Source organism: Kitasatospora sp. NPDC098663, from assembly GCF_044760075.1.
Taxonomy (GTDB): Bacteria; Actinomycetota; Actinomycetes; order Streptomycetales; family Streptomycetaceae; genus Kitasatospora.
Window position 1 is genome coordinate 128,343 of sequence record NZ_JBIWAP010000025.1, and the last position, 19,134, is coordinate 147,476.

The 19,134-nt window shown below is 71.3% G+C and carries 17 protein-coding genes and 2 pseudogenes; 6 read left to right on the top strand and 13 right to left on the bottom strand.

Annotated features, from left to right (window positions below; translation table 11 throughout):
• Positions 1–225: 225 nt before the first annotated feature.
• Entirely contained in the window at positions 226–1,887 is a 1,662-nt protein-coding gene (locus tag ACIQVZ_RS26085; protein ID WP_402453205.1) for a hypothetical protein, read from the top strand.
• A 77-nt stretch (positions 1,888–1,964) separates the two neighbouring features.
• Here ACIQVZ_RS26085 and ACIQVZ_RS26090 read toward each other — a convergent pair.
• A pseudogene (locus ACIQVZ_RS26090) lies at positions 1,965–2,175 on the bottom strand (IS5/IS1182 family transposase); the annotation flags it as partial.
• Positions 2,176–2,604: 429 nt separating this feature from the next.
• Entirely contained in the window at positions 2,605–3,297 is a 693-nt protein-coding gene (locus tag ACIQVZ_RS26095; protein WP_402453230.1) for a TetR/AcrR family transcriptional regulator, read from the bottom strand.
• A 53-nt stretch (positions 3,298–3,350) separates the two neighbouring features.
• On the opposite strand from ACIQVZ_RS26095, the gene ACIQVZ_RS26100 reads away from it, so the two are divergent.
• Positions 3,351–4,469 carry an FAD-dependent oxidoreductase gene (locus ACIQVZ_RS26100; RefSeq protein ID WP_402453206.1) on the top strand — a complete coding sequence of 373 codons (1,119 nt, stop codon included), beginning with the start codon at positions 3,351–3,353 and terminating at the stop codon, positions 4,467–4,469.
• Positions 4,470–4,610: 141 nt separating this feature from the next.
• Positions 4,611–5,885, top strand: coding sequence for a trypsin-like serine protease (locus ACIQVZ_RS26105; protein ID WP_402453207.1), 1,275 nt, complete (start codon positions 4,611–4,613; stop codon positions 5,883–5,885).
• A 59-nt stretch (positions 5,886–5,944) separates the two neighbouring features.
• Here ACIQVZ_RS26105 and ACIQVZ_RS26110 read toward each other — a convergent pair whose 3' ends face one another.
• Entirely contained in the window at positions 5,945–6,598 is a 654-nt protein-coding gene (locus ACIQVZ_RS26110; protein WP_350879359.1) for a TetR/AcrR family transcriptional regulator, read from the bottom strand.
• A gap of 150 nt (positions 6,599–6,748) precedes the next feature.
• On the opposite strand from ACIQVZ_RS26110, the gene ACIQVZ_RS26115 reads away from it, so the two are divergent.
• Together ACIQVZ_RS26115 and ACIQVZ_RS26120 are read left to right on the top strand one after the other, a co-directional pair.
• Complete coding sequence (locus tag ACIQVZ_RS26115; protein WP_402453209.1) at positions 6,749–7,507, top strand: SDR family NAD(P)-dependent oxidoreductase; 759 nt, start codon at positions 6,749–6,751, stop codon at positions 7,505–7,507.
• Between the two features lie 327 nt (positions 7,508–7,834).
• Positions 7,835–8,188, top strand: coding sequence for a hypothetical protein (locus tag ACIQVZ_RS26120; RefSeq protein ID WP_402453210.1), 354 nt, complete (start codon positions 7,835–7,837; stop codon positions 8,186–8,188).
• A 578-nt stretch (positions 8,189–8,766) separates the two neighbouring features.
• Here the strand turns inward: ACIQVZ_RS26120 and ACIQVZ_RS26125 are convergent.
• Positions 8,767–9,288 (bottom strand): hypothetical protein, encoded by a 522-nt coding sequence (locus ACIQVZ_RS26125; protein ID WP_402453212.1) that lies wholly within the window; start codon positions 9,286–9,288, stop codon positions 8,767–8,769.
• Between the two features lie 273 nt (positions 9,289–9,561).
• Here ACIQVZ_RS26125 and ACIQVZ_RS26130 point away from each other — a divergent pair, with 273 nt between their 5' ends.
• Complete coding sequence (locus ACIQVZ_RS26130) at positions 9,562–9,789, top strand: hypothetical protein (protein ID WP_402453214.1); 228 nt, start codon at positions 9,562–9,564, stop codon at positions 9,787–9,789.
• 598 nt (positions 9,790–10,387) lie between these two features.
• Here the strand turns inward: ACIQVZ_RS26130 and ACIQVZ_RS26135 are convergent.
• From ACIQVZ_RS26135 to ACIQVZ_RS26175, 9 genes and pseudogenes are all read right to left on the bottom strand, one after another.
• Positions 10,388–11,365, bottom strand: a complete 978-nt coding sequence (locus tag ACIQVZ_RS26135; protein ID WP_402453215.1) for a hypothetical protein — start codon at positions 11,363–11,365, stop codon at positions 10,388–10,390.
• Between the two features lie 125 nt (positions 11,366–11,490).
• Complete coding sequence (locus ACIQVZ_RS26140) at positions 11,491–12,312, bottom strand: thiopeptide-type bacteriocin biosynthesis protein (RefSeq protein ID WP_402453216.1); 822 nt, start codon at positions 12,310–12,312, stop codon at positions 11,491–11,493.
• Positions 12,313–12,329: 17 nt separating this feature from the next.
• Positions 12,330–13,508 carry a lanthionine synthetase C family protein gene (locus ACIQVZ_RS26145; RefSeq protein WP_402453218.1) on the bottom strand — a complete coding sequence of 393 codons (1,179 nt, stop codon included), beginning with the start codon at positions 13,506–13,508 and terminating at the stop codon, positions 12,330–12,332.
• Positions 13,505–16,393 carry a lantibiotic dehydratase gene (locus ACIQVZ_RS26150; protein WP_402453219.1) on the bottom strand — a complete coding sequence of 963 codons (2,889 nt, stop codon included), beginning with the start codon at positions 16,391–16,393 and terminating at the stop codon, positions 13,505–13,507. The genes ACIQVZ_RS26145 and ACIQVZ_RS26150 overlap by 4 nt, the downstream gene beginning before the upstream one ends.
• A 98-nt stretch (positions 16,394–16,491) precedes the next feature.
• Positions 16,492–16,650, bottom strand: a pseudogene (locus ACIQVZ_RS26155) (FxLD family lanthipeptide); the annotation flags it as partial.
• A 62-nt stretch (positions 16,651–16,712) separates the two neighbouring features.
• Positions 16,713–17,918, bottom strand: coding sequence for a methyltransferase, FxLD system (gene fxlM / locus ACIQVZ_RS26160; protein WP_402453221.1), 1,206 nt, complete (start codon positions 17,916–17,918; stop codon positions 16,713–16,715).
• Between the two features lie 249 nt (positions 17,919–18,167).
• Positions 18,168–18,302 (bottom strand): hypothetical protein, encoded by a 135-nt coding sequence (locus ACIQVZ_RS26165; RefSeq protein WP_402453222.1) that lies wholly within the window; start codon positions 18,300–18,302, stop codon positions 18,168–18,170.
• Positions 18,303–18,533: 231 nt separating this feature from the next.
• Positions 18,534–18,815 (bottom strand): hypothetical protein, encoded by a 282-nt coding sequence (locus ACIQVZ_RS26170; RefSeq protein WP_402453223.1) that lies wholly within the window; start codon positions 18,813–18,815, stop codon positions 18,534–18,536.
• A 67-nt stretch (positions 18,816–18,882) separates the two neighbouring features.
• A partial coding sequence (locus ACIQVZ_RS26175; RefSeq protein WP_402453225.1) for an ATP-binding protein occupies positions 18,883–19,134 on the bottom strand: 252 nt, incomplete at its 5' end.

Genomic DNA, 19,134 nt, shown 5'->3' on the forward strand with positions numbered 1-19,134 from the left:
GGCGGGCCGGAACGGGCCTGGCCGGTTCCGGCCTGCCCAAGGGCCTTTCGAGGCTCCTGACCTGTGGTGAGACTGGTGACCGCCGCCAGGGAGCACCTGCCCGGGGCAGCACACCGGACCAGGTGTCACCGACCGCCGCTCCTGGAGGGCAGCCGTCACGGCCCGGTGTGTGCCGAGCACCACGCACGGCCGATCCCACCCCTCTCTCCCCGCTGGAGCACCGTCATGCCTTCGAACGCCTCCAAGTTGCTGCGCGTCACGCTCGCCGCCGCCGTCGCCGCCTCCGGTGCCGTGGTCGTCACGGCCGTCACCGCCGGGAGTTCGTACGCGGCGACGACCTCCTCGGTCGGCGGCCAGATCACCCGCTCGGAGATCCTCGCCCGCGCCCAGTTCTGGTACGGCAAGAACATCAACTACGACCAGGGCGGCTCCTACCCGGACTCCTCCGGCCGCGGCTACCGCACGGACTGCTCGGGCTACGTCTCGATGGCCTGGCACCTCGGCACCAGCGCCAACACGCAGGGCCTCGCGGACAGCTTCACCTACCAGATCAGCCGCAGCGACCTGATGCCGGGCGACATCCTGAACTCGTACTACGACCACGTCATCCTCTTCGAGAAGTGGGACGACGCCGCCCACACCACCTTCTCGTACTACTCCTTCGGCAGCACACCGGTGAAGCACCGGACCGGGGTCTCGATCAACGCCGCGACCCTCGACTCGCACCCGAACGGCGACTACAAGGCGCTGCGCTACAAGAACGTCGTCAACGACCCGGCGCCGGGTTCGGCGTGGGTGCCGGCGGTCGGTGACGGCAGCTCGGTGAGCGGGGCCGACGACACGGCCTACACCTTCACCCGTAGCGTCGACGGTCATCTTCAGGGCACTGCCAGGTATCCGGCCGGCAAGTGGGCGACCGTCGACCTCACCAATGTCGTGGGCACCCCGATTTCGGCGGGTGGGGCGCCGAGTGCCTTCGCGATGAAGAACGGTGTCACCGGTGTGGCCAGTGCCAACGCGGCCAACGGGCACCTGCAGATCACGTATCGCGATGCCAATGACAAGTGGGCGACCAGCGACCTCACCAACCAGGTCGGCACGCCGGTCACCGGGGGTGCGGTCCGTGCCACGACCGATCCCGACGGCACTCTCGCGATCTACTCCCGTGGTTCGACCGATGGTGGGCATCTGAGTCTCACCGCTCTTCAGCCGAACGGGAGTTGGGCGACCGTCGACCTGACGAACGTCGTCGGTACCCCGGTCTCGGCGGGTGGGGCGCCCGCGACGTTCACCCAGAAGAACGGGACCGTCGGTGTGGCCAGCGCGAATGCCGCCAACGGCCACTTGCAGATCACCTACAAGGACACCGCCGGCCAGTGGGCCACCACCGACCTCGCCAACCTGGCCGGCACACCTGCCACCGGCGGCGCCCTCAGCGCCACGACCGACTCCGAGGGCACCCTCATGATCTACTCCCGCAGTGTCGACGGTCATCTCCAGGGGACCGCCAGGTATGCGAGCGGCCAGTGGGCGACGGTCGACCTCACCAACGTCGTCGGTACCCCGGTCTCGGCGGGTGGCGCGCCCAGCGCCTTCACCATGAAGAACGGTGTCACCGGCGTGGTCAGTGCCAACGCCGCCAACGGCCACCTGCAGATCACCTACAAGGACACCGCCGACAAGTGGGCGACCACCGACCTCACCGACAAGGTCGGCACCCCGGTGACGGACGGCGCCGTCAGCGCCACCACCGATCCCGACGGCACCCTCGCCGTCTACTCCCGCGGCTCGACGGACGGCGGCCACATCAACCTCACCGCCCTCCAGCCGAACGGCCAGTGGGCGACCGTCGACCTCACCACCATCGTCGGCACCCCAGCCAGCTGACCCACCGACCAGACCGACGGTGAGACGGCCCGGGCTCTTACGGGCGAGCGCAGAACCTGCAGCCACTGGTGGCGGCACGGTTGCGGGGCGACCGCGAGAATGCCGCGCCGGCTCAGGTGCAGGCGGATGGTGCGGGAGGAGTGGGCCCGGTCGGCGAGTACGACATCGGGCCGGGCCCGCGGTCGGCGGACGCTCGAAGGCCGGCGCGCCGTTGGCTTGTCCTGGTCCGGCCTGGGCCGGTTCTTGCCGACCAGGGCCCCGTCGGCTCGTCCTGCCCCGCCACGAGAGGAAGACCGTGTGTCAGCGGACGCGGCAGACTCGGTCTGGCCGCGGTTTCGTGAATGATCTTCGGTTGACCGGCTGTCAGCCAGAGTGGCCGTGCTTGTGCAGCGCGGCACTCGCGCGGAAGCGGAGTCGACCGCAGCGGTCCCTCTCCTCCTCGGTTGCATCGATTCCGCAGCCGCAATGCCAGGCCAGCCAGGCCAGATCGGCCGGGTCCAGCCACAGTGCGATGCGCCCGCGGTCGGCCTCGACCTGAGGATTCGTCGGCTCGGTCCCAGTCGCATCGGGAGACCACTCGACGGGTCGGACAGTGTCTCGAAGATCATTCACGCAACTGCGGCCAGAGCCGCGAATTCGACCAGAGCTGCCGGTCGTTCCCCACTGGGTTGCCGTCGTCGACGAGGGCCGGGACCACCCGCTCGGGGAGTGGGCACGTCACGTCGGCGGCCGGGTGAGTTTGGCGGCCACGGCGTCGAGGACCCATTCCAGGCCGGTCGTGAAGGATGCCTCGGCGTCCACGTCCGTTCCGTCGTGCACGGCCTTGGTCAGCGCCGGGAAGCGGCCCGTGGCCAACATCCTCGTCACATGCGGGCCGGAGGCGCGCTGCCAGTCGCGCTTGGACAGGCCCGTGGCGCGCTCGGCCCGCAGGTTCGCGATCTCGCGCCTGATCGCGCCGGTGACGTAGGCGCTGACAGTCTCCACAGCGCGCATGACGGTGTCGACGTCGGCGAGGCCGTCGAGGGCGGCCAGCTTGGCCTCGGTCACGGCGAGGCCGTTCGGGCCCAGGGTCGGGCGGCCGCCGAGCAGGTCGGCCAGCCATTCGTGACGCAGAGCGGCCTGCCTGGTGCGGTGGGCGAGGATGCACAGTGCCTCCCGCCAGTCGCCGGGCTGCTCCTCAGGGCGAATCTCGGCCTGGACCTCGTCCACCATGAGGTCGAACAGCTCCTGCTTGGTGGAGATGTAGCCGTACAACCGCATCGGGCCGGCGTCCAGCTGGGCGGCGACCTTGCGCAACGACACCGCCTCCAGCCCGCCCTCGTCGGCCAGCGCGATGGCGGCGGAGACGATCCGCTCCCGGTCGAGCGGCACGGGGCGAGCCGGCGGCTCCGGCCGGTCCCACACAGTCATGGTCACACCGTTCTCTTGCGATGCATCGCGTTGGGGAAATACAGTGTATCGACATGAGGCATCGTATCGCTGTCGTCGGGGGAGGCCCCGGCGGCCTTACCTTCGCCCGTGTCCTGCACCGCCATGGCTACCCCGTCGCCGTCCTGGAACGCGATCCCGCCCCCGACGCCCGGCCTCCGGGTGGCACGCTCGACCTGCACGAAGGGCTGGGCCGGCTCGCGCTGGACAAGGCGGGGCTGCTGGCGGAGTTCGAGGCGCTGTCTCGCCCCGAGGGGCAGGCCATGCGCATCCTGGATGCGGACGGGACCGTCCTGCGCGACTGGCGGCCCGGTCCGGATGACCGGGCCAATCCCGAGATCGACCGCAGGCAACTGCGTGACCTGCTGCTCGGCTCTGTCGACGTCCGGTGGGGGCAGGGCGTGAAGCAGGTCGTGCCGGGGACCCGGGATGGTGCACTGGTCCATTTCGCGGACGGGCGGCAGGAGGCGTTCGACCTCGTGGTCGGCGCGGACGGCGCCTGGTCCCGGGTCCGCCCGGCTGTCTCGCCGGTGACGCCGCACTACACCGGCGTCACCTCAGTCGAGACCTCCCTCGACGACGTCGACACCCGCCACCCCGACCTGGCCCGGTTGGTCGGCGACGGTTCCGTGGCGGTGTACGGCGTGAACCGCTCCCTCGTCGCCCAGCGCAACAGCGGCGGCCACGTCAAGGTGTACGCCAAGTTCCGCGCACCGCTGGACTGGCACGCGAATCCGGACCTGGCCGACGACGAGGCCGTGCGATCGAGCCTGCTGGCCCTGTTCGACGGCTGGGCCGCTCCCGTCCTCGACCTCCTCCGTCACGGCACCGCTTTCGTCCACCGCCCCTTCTACGTCCTGCCCGTGTCCCACACCTGGACCCACGTCCCCGGGGTGACGCTACTGGGCGACGCCGCCCATCTGATGCCCCCGTTGGGGGCGGGCGCGAACCTCGCGATGCTGGAAGGCGCCGAACTCGCCGAGTCCATCGCCACCGGCCCTGGAGATCCGGACGAGGCCGTCCGCGCCTTCGAGGAGCGGATGTGGGCCCGGGCCGGCAGGTGGGCGAAGATCACCACGGCCGGTCTGGAACGCCTCGTGAGCCCGAACCCCGCCGAAGCCCTCGCCCACTTCGACCAAGTCCAGCCATCCTGACCGCCAAGCGCGAGAGCACCAGCACCGCAGTAAACGTACGATCTGGTTGCCCGGCCCCGGACCGGCTTTCCTCGCCGAAATGCGGCACGCATACGATCCGATAACTCTGCGTGAGGGTGCCGGTCACTCTATGGTGTCTCCATGCGCGGATCGAAACTCCTTTACGCGGCAGCGGTCCTGGTCCTGGGCGCCGCGTCCGTCGCCGTCGCACGGACCCAGGACACCGCCGACGAAACCCGTATGGCTCCGACGATCCTGCTGAGCCGCGAGTACCACGAGAAGCACCTGCGGCCCGTCGCGGACGAGATCCACCGGCTGATCGACACTGGACAGGTCGACGGCAGCAGCTTCGCCTCGATCGTGTTCCACGGCGACGAGCACTGCCTCGACCTCTACTGGAAGGGAGCCGTTCCCGCCAGGATCACCAAGGCCGTCGACGACTGGCGCACGCGCACCCGCGAGGCGATGCGCCACGACCCCGCCGGCCCGGTCAGTCCCGACTACGACGTCCACTACCGGACGGCCGCCTACTCGCTCTCCGAGATGGACCAGGCCATCAGCAGGTTCATCACCGCCGTCGGCAACGACAAGACGGAGTGGTCCTCGATCTCCCCGGCCAACGACGGCAGCGGCCTCGTGCTCTCGTACCAGCCGAAGACCACCAGGCGCATCGCGCCGGCCGACGCGCCGGCGCGCGACTACGAGACCCGGGCCGAGCAGATCGCCGGCATCCCCGTCCACCCGCAGATCGGCTCCCCCGAAACTCCCACGCAGGGCAGCCGCACCGGCGACGCCCCGCCCTGGTACGCCGGGGCCGACCTCAGACTGAGCGACAACAGCCGCTGCTCCACCGGCGTACCGGGCTGGGTCAACGGCAAGCGCGTCCTGCTCACCGCCGCCCACTGCCAGACCAGCGGGAACGTCTACACCGGGCAACGCGTCGTCGGCGAGGTCACCGCGTCCGACGGCGGCCTCGACGTTGCCGTCATCACCACCGACACCAGCACCGCGGCCCGCTTCTACAGCAGCGAGTGGAACAGCGGCGACTCCCGCCCGCTGTACGGCCCGGCGCGCCTGGACCCGGGCCAGTCCGCCTGTTTCAGCGGCGCCACGTCCGGGTTTCACTGCGAGTTGGAGGTCACCCGCGTCGGAGTCCACTCGCCGGCGGGGCGCACCGACGCGACCGAGGTGAAGTCCCGCAGCGCAGGCATTGCTGTTGCCCAGGGTGACAGCGGCGGGCCCGCCGTGGCCAACCCGCAGGGCGACTCGATGGCGCCGGTCGGCGTCATCATCGCCGGGAACACCGACACGAAGATCCCGTGCAACGGCACCTCGTCCACGACGACATGCTTCTCGACCGGTTACTACACGCCACTCGACCGGGTGGTGTCCAGGTTCGGGTTCTCGGCGTTGTGAACCACCGACATGCGCCGCCGAGTGGAGGCGTCGCGGATGTCGACCATTGCGCGCCAGTGTCAGCGTTCCGGCTTCGGGTCAGGCCGGCGGGTCGGGGTGTATCTGGCGAGCATGGTCTGGACGGCCTGTTCGACGGCGTCGTGGATGTCGGCGGCTGAGGGGTTCCAGTCGGTCAGCAGCATGCGGGGCCACAGAACGTAGTTGGCGATCATGCCGAGGAACTGGTTCGCGGCGCTCGCCGCGTCCGGGACATCGGCGTTGCCCGCCTCGTGCTCGGATGCCAAGTAGTGCTGAACGGACGTGAAGTAGGGCAGTTTGCCGAGCTGGAACTGCATCCGTCCCAGTTCGGGGAGACGAGGCAGTTCGGCGATGACGATCCGGAACAGGGCTGTCATGCCGGGCTGGCCGACCAGGTCGGCATAGCGGTGGCCGATGGTTGTCAGTCCGGAGCGCAGATCTCCGGTCTGTGGCCGCGCGGCGGCGTCGCCGGCGTCACGCTGCCAGGACTCGGTGACGATGGCCTCGAAGAGGGCCGCCTTGGTGGGGAACCGCTTGAACAGGGTGGACTTCGAGACCCCGGCCGCTTCGGCGATCCGGGCCAGTGAGGTGCCGTCGTAGCCGCGATCCAAGAACAGTTCTGTGGCTGCGGTGGTGATCGCCTCGCGTTTCTGCTGAGCGAGTCTGCGGTGGTGTGCGGAGAGCTCTGCTGCCATGCGGACAGTATGCCGCAGACACGAGGCGAGTCACTTGACTCGCCTTGACGATCCTGCCTACGGTACGAGAGCAAGGCGAGTCGATTGACTCGCATTCAAATCTGTGGCGCCCGGGCGAATTCCGGTGGCCGCGCGGTGGAGGAACAGTTCATGACGATCGACAAGATCGCTTTGGTGACCGGTGCTAATCGCGGCCTCGGACGTGGAGCCGCCATTGCTCTGGCCAGACGCGGGGTGCGGGTCCTGGTCACCCACCGCGGTGATGCGGCCGGGGCCGAGAAGACGGTGGAACAGGTACAGGCGGTGGGTGGGACTGCCGCTGTTCTCCGGCTCGACATCAGCGACGTCTCCTCTTTCGCGTCCTTCACCTCCGAACTGAGCGAGCAGCTGGAGCGCTGGGGTACTTCGCGGCTCGACATCCTGGTCAACAACGCGGGAGTGGGGATCTTCGGACCGCTGGAGGACGTCACGATCGACGACTTCGACACGGTGATGGGCACCAACGTCCGGGGCACGTTCTTCCTCATCCGGTCACTTGTGCCGCTGCTGACCCAGGGTGGCCGCATCATCAACGTCTCGACGTCACTGACCCGCCACACCAGCCCCGCCACCTCGGTCTACTCCGCCTCGAAGGCCGCCGTCGAAGCCCTGAGCCGCACCCTCGCCGCAGAACTCGGCCCGCGCGGCATCCGGGTCAACTCCATCGCCCCGGGACCGACCGCCACCGACTTCAACGGTGGAGCGATGCGGGACGACGCCGAGATGCGCCAGGTTCTGGCCGGGCAGACCGCGCTCGGCCGCGTCGGCGAACCTGAGGAGATCGGCGACGCCATCGCCGCGCTGGCCTCCGAGGGCCTGCGCTGGATGACCGCCCAGCGCATCGAGGTCTCCGGCGGGGCCCTCCTCTGAGCGACCGGGCGACGGCGGCGTCGATGTGGCGCGTCGTCCAGAGCGCGATGGCGTTGAGGACCAGACCGAGCGCGCCGAGCTGGTCTTGTCCGAACTGGCCCAGCTGAGGGCCCAGCGGAGGCAGACGGCGCACGGGTGCTGTTCTCGGTGGTGCGGACCACGCCCTCGTCGAGGCCGTCGGGTCCGTCATCAGGTCGGCGAATCGCCGGCTCTCTCCTGCGGCCTGACGGGGCCCATCAGAAGGAGCTGCTGCTTCCGGCGGAGGGGCTGGGCTCCGCCGAGGGGCTGAGCTCGCCCGGAGCGCTGGGTGCGGTCGGGGAACCGGGCGTGGCCGAGAGGCTGGGCACGGCCGAGGGGCTGGGCTCGTCCGAGCGGCTGGGTACGGCCGACGGGCTGGGCACGCCCGGGGCAGCGGGCGAGGCCGATGGGCTCAGCTCGTCCGAGTGGTTGGGCGTGGCGGAGGGGCTGAGCTCGTCCGAGTGGCTCGGGTATGGCGGAGGGGCCGGCTGTGGCCGAGCGCTGCTGGGCGTGGCCGAGGGGCTGGGCTTGGCGGACGGGCTGGGCGTGGCCGAGGCGCTCGGCGTGGCGGAGGGGCTGGCCGTGGCGGAGGGGCTGGCCGTGGCCGAGGGGCTCGGGCGGGGGTCGTGGGGGCAGAGCACGTCGGGGTCCTTGAAGCCGTAGCTCAGGCCCCAGTCCCTGTCGCAGCCGCCCCAGTAGGCTCGCACCCAGCCGCAGTAGGGGCCGCCGTAGCTGAAGCAACGGGGCACCAAGTCGTCCGAGTCCGGATCGGTGGAGGGTGACCAGGATGATTCGGCTTCGCTCTGCGAGGTGCCGAGGGCGTTGACCGTGCGGACCTGCGTGGCATCGGAGCTCTGGGACGTCCCGCCCGTGAAGAGGAGGGCCAGGCCGAAGGCTGAGGCGGAGGCCGCCGCGATGGAAGCGGCGAGAGCGCGGCGGGTGGAGCGCATGACTGTTCCTCTTGGCTTCGTGGTCTGTGGCACGTGGGAATGCTCCGTGGCACGTGGGAATGCACTCCGGGCACGAGCACCGCCGCTGTGAGCGCCGGAGTTAAACATATGGTCGGAATACCGTTCAATCGTTGGCGAAGCGCCGCTCAGGCGGCCCTGCTCCGGTTTTTCACTCGAAGAGTCCCGCCTCGACCCACGTGCCGCGACCGCGCGCAGATCTTCGCCGACGGGGGCCTCGGCCGGGCCCGGCACCGGGCCCGGTGATCGGCGGACGACCGGCGATCGACACGGTCAGCGCAGGGAGCGGATCGCCGGGCTCGTGGCGACCAGGCCGGCGCACGCCAGGACGGCGCTGCCGCAGACCAGGAACAGCGTCGTCGTGCCGTAGGGGAGCAGGGCGCTGGCGATCACGTAGGAGAACGGGTCGAACGCCACCGTGGCCAGCACGACGAGGCTGAGCACCCGGCCCAGCAGTTGCTCGGGCACCCGCTCCTGCAGAGTGGCCACGACCACCACTCCGAGGAACCCGGATCCGAGGCCGATGAGCGAGACGACCGCCGTCGCGGCGACGACCTGGGTGACGGCGGCGAGTCCGGCCATGCCTGCGCCGATCGCCGCGACACCGCCGACCACGCTCCGGCCGCGCCGGGCGGGCGGCCGCCACCCGGCCGTCAGGGAGCCGGCCAGTGAGCCGGCACCGAAACCGGAGAGCACGACGCCCAGGGATCCCGCGCCGCCGAGGCGCTGATCGGCGAGCACCGCGCCGCCCACGAGCACGGGGCCCACGACCGCGATGTTGATCAGGGCGATCAACGGCTGTGTCGACGTAAGGCCAGGTCGGCGTCCTGCCTGCTTCTATTCGCTCCGAAACCTAGCCCTACTTAGCTATAGCTAGCCTTAGCTAGCCTTGATTGGGAAGATCTTTCTCCCATCCGTCTCCCATGGGGGACGGATGGGAGACGGCTGCGATGGAGCGCCAGATCCGGGACCGGTCGGTCAACCAGAGGCGCCGTGAGCTATCGCCGCCGAGGGGACTCGGACCCGCCGGGCTACACCCAGGGGGCCGCCGCCATCAGGATCAGCTTCTTGCTCGCTACACACAACCGAATCTTCAGGCGGCTGCGTCTCTGCGTCCTCGCGTCACGGTCGGCGCTCGTCCGCACCGCGCAGCTTCAGCCCGCGCTGGCTGCGCGCTTCGCCGCCGTGGAGGAGAGGAACGGACACCGCTTCAAGGCCGACCTGTCCATGGTGGAGATCATCGCCGAGGCCGAGGCATCGCCCGCCGTCGTCACGGTCGCCCGCTGGCAGTGGTAGCCCGCCTGCCGTAGGATCCCCGCCGGCCCGCCATTCCCGCGCGCACCGAGGCCGATGAGCTCAGGCCGACCCCCTTGCGCCGGAATATCCCGCTGCACCAGGATCGCTCACCGACCCTCCATTTCGGCCTTCCACGCCAGGGAGAGCTCCGCCATCCGGGCGCGCAGAACCTCCCTCTGTTTCTCCAGGACGAGCTAGGTGGGCGAGAGTAAGAAGACGTTGTCTCGGTGGGGGCGAAAGCCCAGGCGCTCCCACCCGCGGGCGATCATCTGTGTCACGCGGTCCCACTCGGCCCGCTCCGGCCCGCTCCCTCAGCCGCTGCCCGGTGAAGTCGGAGATACCCGGCCAGCAAGCCACTGCACGGCGGCCGGGCATCAGGAGATGGATGACTGGGGATGAGGCAGTGCAGTTCCCAGGCCCTAGCCCCGCCACGCCTCGTCAAGGGTCACTCGATCCATCACGAGCAGGGCCGACCCGACGTAGTCCAGCGCCTCGCTGACCTCGTCTGTAAAGTACCCGGTCTCCGCGTCGAGGATCGCCTCCGCCCCCTTCGCGGTTCAGGCCGCGTCCGCTGATTGGAGGACCACTTGGTAGCCAATCAAGGCCGAGAAGCCTGCTGGCCGATGCTGCGGCGAATGACGCGATCGCTGGCATGGAGCGCGGCCGTGATGCGGTCGCCGAGGTCGGTGGGGATCGTTCCGGCTCCGAGGGAGCAAGCGCCGAGGAGGCCCCGGCAGTCGTGCGCCTGCCGGTCGGTGGCCAAGGCGGTGAACATCGGGTGGCCGAGGGCCTCCCGAGCCGCGTAGCCGTCTGTGGCCTTCATCGTCCGGCGGTGCAGCTCCGTGACGACCTGGCGTGCGACTGGGTCGTTGTCCGAAGCGGTCACGTCCAGGAGGACGAGCCCCAGTCTCGTGTCGAAGACGGCCATCCCGTCTTCGATCGGACGTTCGGTGTAGGTCGCCGCCAGGCCCTTCAGAGCGAGGCACCAGGGTTGGCCCGAGACTCGGCGGCACAGCAGGGCCAGGCACTCTGCGACGGCTTCCTCCCATGGCTCTTCGGGGCGGGTCTCGGCCAGGAGTTCGCTGGCTTGGACGCTGTTCCCATCAGTGAGGGCGGTGAGGACGGCGACTTGTCGGCCATCGAGCATGCGTTGGCCGATGCCGCGGTGCGTCTGGACGTGGGTGAGTGCCTGCGTCCAGCGGCCGGCGGCGGTCATGGCGCGCGTGCCGTCCGCGAGCAGGACGGTCCACAGCCAGGAGCGGATGGTGTGACGATCGTCGGGGTCCGCGACGAGGTCGGCGGGGACGGTGATGCCTTCGATGTCGGCGGGCTCGGCGGCGGTGACGGCGTCGAACAGGGTCAGGAGATGCTGGCGACCTTGATCGGCTTGGCCGGCGCGGAGTTGGAGGCGCGCGAGGTTGACGAGGGGTTCGAGGGCGCGGATCGCGGCCTGGGCCGGGAGTGGGGCGGCGTGCAGGTAGGCGGCTGCGTGGCGGCGGCACATCGCGCGGGCGGTGGTGGGGTCGCCGATGTCAGAGGCGATCAGGGCGGCCTGGTTGTAGACGGTCGAGGCCACGCTCGGGTCCTCCCGATCTGCTGCGGCGTGGGCGAGTTCGGTCAGCGCCCGCACGCGCAGGGGCAGGGGCAGGCAGGCAGGCGGGGCGGGGCCGGGCGACGAGGGGAAAACGCTGGGCTGTGGTGTCAGGGAGTTTCCACACGGTCTGCGGTACTCCTCTCGGTGGTGGGGTCGGGGCCGAAGACGACGGTCTTGGCGGCGGCGGCGAACGCGGTCTGGGTGGCGTAGGGCAGGCCGATCCGGTTCCAAGCGAAGATCACGTGGTGGGCCAGGACGTCGCGCAGGCCGCGGTGGAGCCTGCCGGCGGCGTGCAGTTGGGCCAGTTCGGCTCCGGCGGCGCTGTGGGCGCGGGCCCGCTTGGTGGCGTGGGCGAGCGGGCCGCCTGGCCGCATCGCGTACTGCGGGTCGACCGAGAGCAGGCGGTGGACGGCGGTGCGCGGCCGGTCGTGCCCGTCCCCAGCGGCGGTTTCGGGTTGGGCGCGGTGGGCGGCGACGCGGGCCCAGACGTCGCCCCGCTCGTACCAGTCCAGCCCGGCGGAGTGCATCAGGAGGTTGCACAGGATCAGGGAGGTCTCGCTGCGGTGGGTGCGGGGTTCGCCCGTCAGGAAGCCGCGGCTGTCGTGGTGGAAGAGCCGGTGGGCGCTGTCCATGGCTTCGGTGCCGCCGAAGGCGTGGACCTCGGGTTCGTAGACGCTCGGTGTCCAGCCTTCGATGTGGCCTGCGGCGGTCAGTTCGTCGAGCCCGCGGGTGATGCGGTCGTGCCTGCCGGGGCCGGGCTGGTAGCGAACGCGCCAGCAGGGGCGTTTGCGGATGACGAACCAGGCGGCGAGGGCGCCGTCGTTCTCGGCGGCGTGCAGGAGCGGGGCGAGGTGGGTCAGGGCGGTGGTCTCGGCGCGGTCCCAGTCGTGGAACGTGACGTTGGCCTGGTGCCAGGGGGTTGGGTGCATGAGGGGGCCTCCGGGGTTCATGCCAGGGCGAGGAAGGTGTCCCAGTGCGGTTCGGGTGTGTGGCCCGTGCCGAGGGTGTGCAGGGCGAGGGCCGTCCCGGCGGCGCCGTCGAGGAGTTCCGGGTCGTGTCCGCCGTGGTCGAGTGCGGTGATCAGGCGATCGGCCAGGTGCGGCAGTTCGGCGGCGATGGCGGGGTTGCCGGTTTCGGTGGCCATACGCCACGCGGCGTGCAGCAGACCGGCCATGCCGTGGCACAGCCCGGTCTCGGGGAGTTTGGCCAGTTGCCCCGGGTCGCGCAGGGCGGCGAGGATCGCGGCCTCGGCGTCGCGCACGCGCTGCGGGTCGCCGAGGGCTAGGCCAGCGAGCTGCTGGGCGCGGGCGGTGCCGCTGGCCCCGTAGCACCAGGACGGCCGGGGTCGCAGGTCCGGGTGGAGGTGGTGGTCGGCGCTCTGTTCGACGGTGAGCTGGCCCGGCCACCAGGGGCCGTTCTCACCGTCCTGGCGCCAGTGGTCGGTCCAGGCGCAGATCCGTTCGATGGCCTCGGCCGTGCCGGGCACGGCCGTGTCGTGGAGCAGGGCCCGGGACAGCACGGACAGGGTGGCGCCGATGCCGTGGGCGGTGCCGAAGTTGCCGTGGCCGCCCGGGTAGTCGGCGTGGGGTGCGCCGGTCGGTGCGACGTCCATCCACCAGGGCGGCAGCCCGGCCGCGTCGGGCAGGGGCTCGGTCAGGCGTATGAGGTAGGCGAGCACGTCCCGGGTGATCTCGTGGTGGGGGTGCCGGCTCAGGTGGTAGGCGCCCAGCCCGGACAGGCCCTGGATCAGGTCGAACTCCTCCATGGGGGGCCGTTCGGCGCGGTCGATGCGCCGGTGGGCGGCGGCCAGGCGGGTGCGGGTGACGGTGATGGTCGCCGCGTCGAGGCGGTCCAGGACGCGCCGGTAGCGGCCCTGCGCGGCGGCTGCGGTGGAGGTGATGAACGCGAGGGCCGGAGCGCCGAAGTACAGGTTGGCGTTGGCGGCGGCGCTGATGTCGCCGTGCAGGGCGGCCAGCAACCAGGTGTGGGCGGTGTCCCAGTCGCCGTGGCCGGTGCGGGCGCGCTCGATGTGCAGCAGGGCGATGCCCGAGGCGCCTCCGGCGAGCGCCTGGGCGAGCCGGTCGACGGCGGCCAGCGCGGTGGCCTCGGGGGCTGTCGTGGTCATTGCTTCCTCCGTGCGGTCCGGCTCAGGGCGGCGGCTCGGGCCAGGTGAAGGTGCGCGCGTTCCTCGTCCAGGTCCGGGCCGTGCATCCGCACGTGGTGGAGGTGCAGCAGGTCCGGCAGCAGATCCTCGGGGCTGATGCCGGCGCTCTGGAGCGTGCGGCGGTAGGCGGTCAGCGCTTCGCGTCGCGCGGCCCACGCGGCGGTGACCTGTTCGCTCAGGGCCGTGGGGCCGGTGGCCACCAGGTCGACGGCCTGGCGGTAGACGGTGCGGTCCGGGGCGGTGGGGCTGGTGCGGGTGTGGTCGATGAGCCAGCGCATCGCCGTGGCGGTGTCGTCGAGCAGGCCGGTGGCGATGTCCGTCATGCTCGCGGCGGTGATCGCGCGCGTGTCCATCGCGCCTGCGGCGGCGAGTTGGGCGAGGGTGGCGGCGGAGTCGGCCGCGAAGTACCGCTCGGCCGCCTCGATCGCGCTCGGACCGCCGAACCGCGCGGTCTCCGGGTGGTGGGTCTCCACGCTGGTGTGGGTGATCAGGCCGTGTCGCCGCAGACGCCGGGTCCACTCACCGGTGCGCTCGAAGACCGTGCCGAGTGTCCCGGGCTCACACGCCAGCCGGAGGCGGAGGTGGTCGTCGGGGTCGCGGTAGCGGATGAACCACCATGGCGGTGAACCCAGTTCGTTCAGCAGCGCCGGTAGGTGGAGGGTCAGGATCTGGTCCTGTCGCTCGCGGCGCCCGTGCAGGTGGAGCTGGATGCGGTCGTCGCAGCCGGGCAGGTGGCCGTGCTTCCGGCCCGTGACGCGGCCCGTCGTCTTGACCGGGGCGGAGTTCTGGTCGGTGGCCAGGGGGATGACGACTTCGTGGGCCCGCCCGCCGGTCCAGCCCAGGTCATTCGGCTGGGGTGCGGGGTTGAGCGTCACGGTGCCGTCGCGGTCCAGGTGGGTCCGCAGCAGGGCCCGGTGTGCAGGCTGGGAGAGGTCGAGGGCGAGGCGCTGATCGGCTTCGCTCAGGTACACCCGCTCAGGCAGGTGTACGTCGCGGCGCCATCGGGTCAGGGCCTGGTCCCACGTGGCCCATGGCGTATCGGCGGCGGGCAGGTCGCTCTGGGTGAGGAGCCAGCGGGCCGGGGACAGGATCGTGCGGCCGTAGCGCAGGGCGGGCAGGAACGGCAGGTTGGAGGCGGCGGCGCCCCACAGGAACCCTGTGCAGGGGACGGCCAGTGCGACGGGGGCCTCGGCAAGGAAGCGGGCCAGCGGATGGGAGTGGTGGCCCAGGTCGACGGCGTTCAGCAGCAGGGTGTGCACGGGCCGGTTGCGGGAGACGGAGACCAGGTGCAGTTGTTCGGCGTCGGCGGTGACGGCCAGGTTCGTCACCGGGAGCAGGGCGGTGTCCGGGCCGTGGAAGTCGCCGAGCGGGATCACCAGGTCGGCCGCCTGTGGGGCGCGGGCAACGTTCTGGGCGCGGGCGGACAGCGGGGTGGAGCTGATCTGGGCGAGGATCGCGTCTTCGTGCACGCCGGGCAGGCCGGCGTACGTCGCCGTCATGCGGCGGCGGTCCGTGTCGGGCAGGATGCCCAGGAAGCGGCCGGTGGTAGAGCCGGCCGAGCGCGCCACCCCGACGACGTGCAGGGTGAACTCGCCCTGCTGGAGGGCCGCGAGGTCGTCGGCGTGGATGCGGACGGTCAGCTCGGTGCTCGGCTGCACTCGGTGGCCCGGATCGGTGGTGGCCAGGTCTTCCAGCGCGGCGTCGTCGAGTTCGACTTCGAGCCGGTGCCGCATGCCGGCGGTGTGGGCGAGCTTGATGAGGCGGGCGTCGCGTTCGGGCAGCGGGGCGGGCGCCGGTGCGGTGGTGGCGCCGAGGTAGCCGGGTGGGTAGCCGAGTGCGTCGATGGCGTCCAGGACGAGGACGGCCGAGCGGGGTCCGTAGCGTTCCAGGAAGCGGTCGTGCCACTGGGTCCAGCCGGTCAGTGCCGCCCGGGGAGCGAGGTGGGTGAGCGCCCGCGCGGCCGCTGCTGCCTCGGCGGCCACCGTCTCGGGGATGGCCAGGTCCCAGTCCACCCGCAGGTCCAGGGCACCTCGGGGCGTCTGGCGTATCCCGGCGGCCTCGGCCGGGTCGAGATGCGGCAGGTGGTGGTGGAGGGCGGTCAGCGGGTCGGTGACGGTCATGGCGGGGCGGAGGCTGGTGAGCAGGACCCCCTGCTTGACCAGGCCCGTCAGGAGCGTGTCGACCGTGGCGGCCGGTGCGTTCGGGAAGGCAGCGGACAGCTTCGCGGCGAGGTCGCCCCACAGGATGGGGGTCCGCGCACCGTCCAGGGCTTCGCGCACCGGCGCGGAGATGCGTACGCGCACGTGCTGCGGTCCCTGTCCGACGGTCCGGCTGGGGCGGTGCTCGATGACCACGTGTCCGTCGCGTTCCACGGCGAGGGGGGTCGTGGCCAGTATCAGGTGGGGTCGCAGTGAGGGGTGCTGCTCGAAGTGGTCGATCAGGGCTGTGCTGGATGCCGCGTCGGCTCGGGCAGTGGCGTGGTGCCCGGTGCCCACCCGCAGTGCGGCCGCGGTGCCGATGCGCGCGGGCGCGATGCCGGCGAAGAGACCGAAAGGGGTGGCGCGGGTGCGGGCTCGCAGCAGGTAGCGCACGACGGCGAACACCGTGCGCCGCATGTCGGGGTCTGGGACGGGCCTGCCGGATCGGATCTGTTCCACCCGGTGTGCGAGGTCCGCGCTGGCGGCCGTGACGGCGGCGGCGAAGTCCGGTATCTGCCAGACCTGGTGCAGCCAGGAGCTCCACGACTGCGTGTTCGCGTCCGCGCCGACGAGGTCCGGCCAGGGCACCTGCTGGCCGGGGTGCCAGGCGGCCGCCCTGACCAGTGCCGCATCGATGTGGTGGTACATGAGCCCCCTCCTGTCGCCGTGCGGTGCCCGGCCACGCTCCCCGCGCGGCCGGGCACCTTGATGGACTGGCCGGTTACGGGCAACTCGACGCACGCGGTCGCGCACGTCGAGTTGCAGCCGTCGTTCGTCAGGCGGATGAGCTGGTCCGCGGCGGGGCCGCCCTCGACGATGGTGATGTCGAGGTCGAAGCCGCTCAGGTCGTGCTGCTCGTCGGCCGGCTGCGAGGGCGCGATGGGGCCCTCCAACTGCACGGTCATGCATGCCTCCTTGGCAGATCGGTTGATGGTGCACCCGGGCCCCGGGTCGGGGCCCGGGAGTCTCAGCGCCAGGTCGCCGTGACGATGCCGTGGCGTCGCAGGACGGCGTTGCCGGGCAGGGGGGTGGGCGCGGGGCCGGGCAGGTAGCGCAACGTCGCGGCGCCGCGGCGGCGGTGGTCGCGGGCCCATCGGCGAAGCAGCGTGACGTACTCGTCGGCGAGCGCTTCGGCGCCGGGCCCGTGGGCGATCACCCCGCTCTCGAAGCCGCCGGTGTCCGCGTTCTCGCGGCGGGTGCGGTAGGCGAAGCTGTCCTCGCTCACCAGGGCGGGCACCCCGAACAGCGCGGACGCCTCCACGAGGCCGCGCTCGACCACGTCGTTGGCGGCGTGCAGGCGGGCCGGGCTTGACAGGTTGAGGGTGAGGTAGAGCTCCAACTCGTCGGGCAGGTCGTACGCCTCCCCGGACCAGCGCTCCAGGCGGGGCGCATCCAGCGCGCGGTTCAGCGCCTGGGCGTCGAGCGGCATCCGAATGTCGTCGCTCTGCACGGCGACACCCTCGCGCAGCATCACCTTGCGTTCCTCTGCGGCTCCTTCGCCCTGCATGGGCACGAACCGGGTTAGGGTGTAGGAGCGGCTGACCAGGCCGGTGCCGTCGCGCTCGAAGGCGATCGAGCGGGTCGTGCCGCAGACCGTCAGCGGGACGACGAGGCGCCCGGTGGGCGTCAGCCCGTCGATCCAGGACGGGGGGATGTCCCACGCGGCGGCCGTCACGATGATCACGTCATAGGGGGCGCCGTCCGGCACACCGCCCTCACCATCGGCCAGGACCGTGCGCACCTGCGGGTACCCGGCGTCGTCCAGGCACCGCCGGGCCTGGTCGATCACGTCGCGGTCGATGTCGACGGTGGTGACCTCGCCCTGCTTGCCGACGAGTTCCTGCAGGTAGGCTGCGTTGACTCCGCCGGAGCCGATCTCCATTGCCTTCATGCCGGGTTCCACGCGGGCCTGCTCCAGCATCACGGCCTGCAGGTGGGCCGCGGACATGACGCTGAGCTCCAGGCCGTTCTCGTCCTTCTTCACCGGCACGGTGCGGTGCAGGTCGTAGGCGATCTCCACCGGCGCGTCCGGCGCGAACAGGTGGCGGGGCACCGCGGCGAAGGCGGCGGCGACCGGCTCGGTCCTGACGCCGTCCTGGTCGCGCAGCGCGCGAACCATGTCCGCACGCAGCACGTTGGGATCGCGGACCGGCGAATCGTCAATGGCAGTCATCCGATTACCTTTTCTGTCAGGGGGTTGGCACGTGCGGCGCCGAACTCGGTGCCCCGCCCTGGACGCTAGCCAGGACTGCCCGCCGCGCGGGCGGATACGCGCGGCTGGGAGGGGAGCCTTCGAAGTTCGACTCAAAAGCAGCTCTGAAGATCGTTGCTGTCCCCGGTTCGCAGGTTGGTAGCGCGCGTGGGCTGTGGCGGTCCCGGGTCGGGCACCGCAAGCTCTCAGCAGCCGGCACGGACGGGGCCTTCAGCAGGCCGGGTGCTCGAATTCTTTCCCCTTGGGGAGGGGGTCGCTGCGGACGATCTCCAGGAGGGGCCAGTCGCCGCCCTCGTAATAGGTATCAAGGTCGAGGTCGCCGTCGGCGCTCTCGATGAAGCTCACGCCGCGCACTGCCGGTTGTGAAGCTGAGCGCGCATCCGGGTGCGGTGGACGTAGCGCCCGGCCCGCTCGAAGCCGTCCTGGCAGTAGGGCAGCGTGACCGGTTCGCCGTCGTCGGCGGTGATCGCGGGTCCGGGGGCGACCAGGGTCTGACGGTCGCAGCACGCGCATCGTCCGAACTTCCACTGGCGGCGGGCGGGAGGGAAACCGGCCGCGGCTGTGGGGTGCCGTCGCTCATCCGGCCGGCCGCCTTCGCCGGGCCCTCCGCACGAAGGACCCGGCGGCGAGCACGAAGGCGGGCAGCGCGGCGGGGACCGTGAGGGCCAAGAGCGCGAGCCAGACCTGGTCGGTGAAGGGCAGGTCCGACAGCACTGCGGCCGAGGCGGCGATCACCGCCGTGGCACAGACGGCGAGCACCACGTCCTTCGCGCGCCCCCTCCGGAGCGGCGGGCCATACGGGGGTTGGAGGACCGCCTCGTGCCACTGACGGTCGGCGATCATGATGTCTTCGGTCACGGCGTTAGCTCTCTTCGGCTGGCGTGTTCGGCGGCCGGTTCCTGGAGCCGGTCCGGGGGGTCGCACATCAGGCGGCGGTGGAGGCCGCACCCACGGCGCGCTGGCGGGTGCACTCGCCCGGCGGGTAGGGCAGCAGGCATCGGATCTGCTTGCCGACCGGAGTCAGGACGGCGTCCCAGTCCGGGGCGAGCGCGGAGACGAGGAAGAGCCCGCGTCCGCTCTCGGCCATCGCATCGACGAGGCCGCCAGCGGAGCCGGGCAGTTCACCCGGCTCCGGGTCGTGGACCCGGAGCCGCACCCCATCGGCGCCCGCGTCGAC

Bases quoted from the DNA above. Each gene is read 5' to 3' on its own strand.
- ACIQVZ_RS26145 (WP_402453218.1), bottom strand. From the start codon at position 13,508: ATGACCACGACAGCCCCCGAGGCCACCGCGCTGGCCGCCGTCGACCGG.
- ACIQVZ_RS26110 (WP_350879359.1), bottom strand. From the start codon at position 6,598: ATGGCAGCAGAGCTCTCCGCACACCACCGCAGACTCGCTCAGCAGAAA.
- ACIQVZ_RS26115 (WP_402453209.1), top strand. From the start codon at position 6,749: ATGACGATCGACAAGATCGCTTTGGTGACCGGTGCTAATCGCGGCCTC.
- ACIQVZ_RS26140 (WP_402453216.1), bottom strand. From the start codon at position 12,312: ATGCACCCAACCCCCTGGCACCAGGCCAACGTCACGTTCCACGACTGG.
- ACIQVZ_RS26095 (WP_402453230.1), bottom strand. From the start codon at position 3,297: ATGACTGTGTGGGACCGGCCGGAGCCGCCGGCTCGCCCCGTGCCGCTC.
- ACIQVZ_RS26085 (WP_402453205.1), top strand. From the start codon at position 226: ATGCCTTCGAACGCCTCCAAGTTGCTGCGCGTCACGCTCGCCGCCGCC.
- ACIQVZ_RS26105 (WP_402453207.1), top strand. From the start codon at position 4,611: ATGCGCGGATCGAAACTCCTTTACGCGGCAGCGGTCCTGGTCCTGGGC.
- ACIQVZ_RS26150 (WP_402453219.1), bottom strand. From the start codon at position 16,393: ATGTACCACCACATCGATGCGGCACTGGTCAGGGCGGCCGCCTGGCAC.
- fxlM (WP_402453221.1), bottom strand. From the start codon at position 17,918: ATGACTGCCATTGACGATTCGCCGGTCCGCGATCCCAACGTGCTGCGT.
- ACIQVZ_RS26100 (WP_402453206.1), top strand. From the start codon at position 3,351: ATGAGGCATCGTATCGCTGTCGTCGGGGGAGGCCCCGGCGGCCTTACC.